This is a genomic window from Nostoc sp. CHAB 5715, assembly GCF_020829685.1.
Taxonomy (GTDB): domain Bacteria; phylum Cyanobacteriota; class Cyanobacteriia; order Cyanobacteriales; family Nostocaceae; genus Nostoc.
This window is the reverse complement of the sequence record NZ_JAIVFR010000749.1, coordinates 1-3,808: the sequence shown is the minus strand read 5'-3', so window position 1 is coordinate 3,808 and position 3,808 is coordinate 1. Positions and strand designations below refer to the sequence as shown.

Here is a 3,808-nt window from a genome sequence, read left to right as displayed (position 1 = left end):
TATATCCTAATACTCGTGAAGTAGGATTAACCGCCTGTATACTCCGTCTTCCTACTAATGGCAAAAATCTTTTTCTTGCAAACAATCGAGCAACTTTAAAAACATCTGGCTATATTTTTGCAGAAGGACTACGTAATACTTTCGATATGGCCTTTGCGCCCAATGGGGATTTATTTGGCACAGAAAATGGCCCTGATCGCGACATGTCAGAAGAATTAAATTGGCTCCGTCCAGGTGGTAACTACGGCTTTCCCTGGCGGATTGGTGGGACAGACAACCCACAACAATTTCCCAATTATGATCCTGCCAAAGACCTTTTGTTAAGCCTCAAATTTAACGCCGTCCAAAGGGGCTACTTTCGTAACGATCCAACCTTTCCTGTTCGGCCTGAAAACTTAATTGAACCAATTCCTAATTTGGGGCCGGACGCAGACAATTTCCGCGATCCTGTAGATGGCAAAGTCAAAGACGCCAGTGTTCTTGGGCAACCTTTTAGCACTTTTACAGCACACCGTTCTCCTTTAGGCTTAGTTTTTGATACACAAGGAGTAATGAGTCCAGAATTCAACAGAGATGGATTCATGCTGAGTTTTACAACAGGCGACCCCACTGGCGAAACACTAGCAGGCCCTTTTAAAGATTCCGGTCAAGACCTACTGCATTTAAACTTAACTAAAGTAGGAAATACCAACTATAAGTTGAATGCTACCCGCATTGTTGAAGGTTTTAGTAATCCCATTGACGCTGCGATTATCGACAATAAAATTTATGTTCTGGAATATGGTGGAAATCAAGGAATTTGGGAAATTACTATGCCAACGAGATGAAGCAAACTGAGTAAGTAACTACGCAAAATTAATTACAGTCATTGCGAACGCTACATTCGCAATGACATTGTGTAATTTAGAATTATGTTTAACTACTTATTACAGTCTTACTTTTCTACTGCCACCCGAACGTGGTTGAGGCAGAAAGTCCTTAGCAATGGGAGATAACAAGCAGATGCCTTGGTTTGTCAAGATTGAAGAAGGGAAAGTCGATAAACCTACCTTTGACCAATATGTACCTGCCCATAAAGCCTACATTCAGGACTTGATTGCTAAAGGACACAAAGCGCGAACAGGCTATTGGGCAGAGCAAAGAGGCGGGATGTTACTGTTTGAGGCAGCCTCAAAGGAGGAAGCAGAAGCGATTGTAGCTGATGACCCGTTGGTGAAACACGGCTGCGTCAACTATCAGCTTTATGAATGGCGGATTGTTATGGAATAACACACACATTACTGACTTTTAATGTTATGCTTTTAGAAGACCTGGATCTATGCGACTGCAACACCCAAATCTTGTCAGAACCGGAAGGTAGCAGCAACACGGGAGGCTTGTGGTAGGCGTAGTCTCCGGGTCGCCCTATTTGTAGGAGCGATCAGGGACAATGGCTGGTTTTGGAGATATTGTTCAAAAAGCTTTTTACCTCGGTGTTGGATTAGCTTCTTACGCAGGTGAGAAAGCAGGGGGAAAATTAGCCGAAGTGCGATCGCAAGTCCAAAAACTGGCAGATGAAATGGTCGCAAAGGGCGAAATGAACACAGAAGAAGCCCGCCGCTTCGTTGAAGAGATGATGAAGCAAGCCCAACAGCCCCAAGCATCTGGTGAAACCTCTGAAAAAACACCTCCTTCTGAACCTCGGCGCATTGAAATTTTAGAGGAAGATGAAGAACTAACGGTGAAAGAGGGATCAAATGATGAAAATGTGGATAAATTACGCCAAGAAGTGCTAGACCTGCAAAACGAGTTAAAAAGATTGCAACGGGATCAATAAAAAGCATTTTTAGAGCGAAATATTAGTAAGAAGTGGCAGTTTGACATGGCACTTCAGATAGAAACTTGATAAGATACATTGCTTAGTGTGTACTCTAGTCCTTCAAGCCAGATAACACAAAGCGTCCTGTTTATAGCCTGCAAAGGTGTCAAGTTTATGGAACAGTGGCAAAAAGATTTAGTAGAGATCGTCGAAACAGTGGCTGATGAAGTAGAGCGTTTCTTCCTGGGAATGAGTGAAATGGTAGACGCTTTTTTTGAGCTAACGGAAGAAATCACCGAGCAAGTCCCTAACATTGCCATTGAAGTCGATCAGTATTTCCAGGATTTAACTGAACCAATGTTTGAAGCTTACTGGGAACTGGAAGACATTGTAGCAGATGTAGATCCAGGTTTTCCTTATTCAGTTGAACCCACAGCCGAAAAAAATCCTGCCTGTATAGGTTGTACTCACTACCACGGTCAAGTTTATAATGGTAATTTGTTAGTTTGTGCCATGCATCCCCACGGTTGTGAAGATGAGAATTGTCCAGACTGGGAGAAGGAAGAGTATTGAGTTAGGAGGGGGGAATGGGGAGTAGGGAGTGGGGAGTTAGGAGTTAGGAATAAAATTACTAAAAGGACGTAAAGATAAGTAAAATAACTAATGACAAATGACAAATGACAAATGACAAATGACAACTGAGAAATTACCTGAAAGTGTAACCCAGGCAAGCCAAGAAATGAAGTATGGCGAACGCGACATTGCTGAAGGTAAACTAATTACCTTTCCGAATCCGCGTGTGGGGAGGCGATATGACATTAACATTACTTTGCCGGAATTTACTTGTAAATGCCCGTTTTCAGGTTATCCTGACTTTGCGACAATTTACGTTACATATATACCTGATGAACGGGTAGTGGAATTGAAGGCGCTTAAGCTTTACATTAACAGTTACCGCGATCGCTACATTTCCCATGAAGAATCTGCCAATCAAATTTTGGATGATTTTGTAGCTGCTTGTGATCCGTTGGAAGTCACTGTGAAAGCAGATTTTACGCCTCGCGGTAACGTACATACTGTGGTTGAAGTACGGCATCAAAAGTAGGGCTACACTCCGCATAATCTGTTGCTAATAGAAAAAAAGGGCATGACTCAAGCCAACGAATCTAAAAAGCACGAAATCCCTAACGAAGAGCCGAAACTACTAACCGGGTCTAGTGAATATGATTGGCGAGATCCATCAAAACCCCGCAATCCCGAAGACAGTGTGATTGTAGACGGCTGGCGGCGACCCGCTGATGGAACTTTTGAAAAAATTGAAAACACCGAGGGAAAAGAATGACATCTTTTTTATGTGAGCAAATAATAGATTTTGAAGCTGCTGAAGCTTATGAAGTTAAAGATATTGAAGGGCTGATAAAGCAAGTAAAAACTTCCCTCGCAGAATCAGATGGGTCTAAGGTTGTAGTTTTGCTCAGAAATGCTCATTATTTGACTACGAGAGCATTTGCTATTCTTTATAATTATATTCAAGAACCGATTTTCACCAATGTAGTGTTCGTGCTGGTTTCTGCCGACAAGTCAAAGATATTCCCTCCCTTGCTAGATTTTGTCCAACATGACTGAGCATTTTAAACACAAGACATCTGGTGAAATTAAATATGGGTTATTCAGAACCCTTGTTTGTAGAGACGTAGCAGTGCTACATCTCTACATTCATTTTCACTCATCTTTCTACAGAGTAACCCCAAATTATCAACTTGCGTTACTCTGCGTTAACCTGCGTTTAAACTTCAATCGCCGCCTCTTTTTCCTCACCTTTTGGCTGTGAACTCAGCCGATCTAAAATCTCTAAAACCTCTTGTTCAAAAGCAACTTGGGCGCGATTAGTTTTGCCACCCACATACAAGCGATCGCCTTTTTGTAATGCCCATATTTGTGAATGAGAAAAGTAACTCATCACCACACCCAGCATTAGTAAACCAAACCCTGAGTAAACAATTGGTATGC

Annotated in this window: 8 protein-coding genes and 1 other RNA gene; 8 read left to right on the top strand and 1 reads right to left on the bottom strand. The window is 42.1% G+C overall.

Annotation, left to right across the window (positions count from 1 at the left end; genetic code table 11):
* The 8 genes from LC574_RS30545 to LC574_RS30510 form a co-directional block, all read left to right on the top strand.
* On the top strand, positions 1 to 827 hold an 827-nt coding region (locus LC574_RS30545; protein WP_229457344.1), incomplete at its 5' end, for a PQQ-dependent sugar dehydrogenase.
* Positions 828 to 1,002: 175 nt separating this feature from the next.
* Positions 1,003 to 1,269, top strand: a complete 267-nt coding sequence (locus LC574_RS30540) for a YciI family protein (protein WP_012412163.1) — start codon at positions 1,003 to 1,005, stop codon at positions 1,267 to 1,269.
* A 38-nt stretch (positions 1,270 to 1,307) separates the two neighbouring features.
* An RNA gene (gene ffs, locus LC574_RS30535) (signal recognition particle sRNA small type) lies at positions 1,308 to 1,404 on the top strand.
* Between the two features lie 25 nt (positions 1,405 to 1,429).
* Entirely contained in the window at positions 1,430 to 1,816 is a 387-nt protein-coding gene (locus tag LC574_RS30530) for a phasin family protein (RefSeq protein WP_229457343.1), read from the top strand.
* A 156-nt stretch (positions 1,817 to 1,972) separates the two neighbouring features.
* Positions 1,973 to 2,371, top strand: a complete 399-nt coding sequence (locus LC574_RS30525; RefSeq protein WP_229457342.1) for a hypothetical protein — start codon at positions 1,973 to 1,975, stop codon at positions 2,369 to 2,371.
* Between the two features lie 118 nt (positions 2,372 to 2,489).
* The gene (queF, locus tag LC574_RS30520) at positions 2,490 to 2,903 is read left to right on the top strand and encodes a preQ(1) synthase (protein WP_229457341.1); all 414 of its coding nucleotides are present in this window, start codon (positions 2,490 to 2,492) and stop codon (positions 2,901 to 2,903) included.
* 42 nt (positions 2,904 to 2,945) lie between these two features.
* Positions 2,946 to 3,140, top strand: a complete 195-nt coding sequence (locus LC574_RS30515; protein ID WP_229457340.1) for a hypothetical protein — start codon at positions 2,946 to 2,948, stop codon at positions 3,138 to 3,140.
* On the top strand, positions 3,137 to 3,424 hold the full coding sequence (locus LC574_RS30510; RefSeq protein WP_229457339.1) for a hypothetical protein: 288 nt from the start codon (positions 3,137 to 3,139) through the stop codon (positions 3,422 to 3,424). The genes LC574_RS30515 and LC574_RS30510 overlap by 4 nt, the downstream gene beginning before the upstream one ends.
* A 160-nt stretch (positions 3,425 to 3,584) precedes the next feature.
* On the opposite strand, the gene LC574_RS30505 is transcribed toward LC574_RS30510, so the two are convergent.
* Positions 3,585 to 3,808: cytochrome c biogenesis protein ResB (locus tag LC574_RS30505; RefSeq protein ID WP_229457338.1), on the bottom strand; the 224-nt coding region annotated here is incomplete at its 5' end.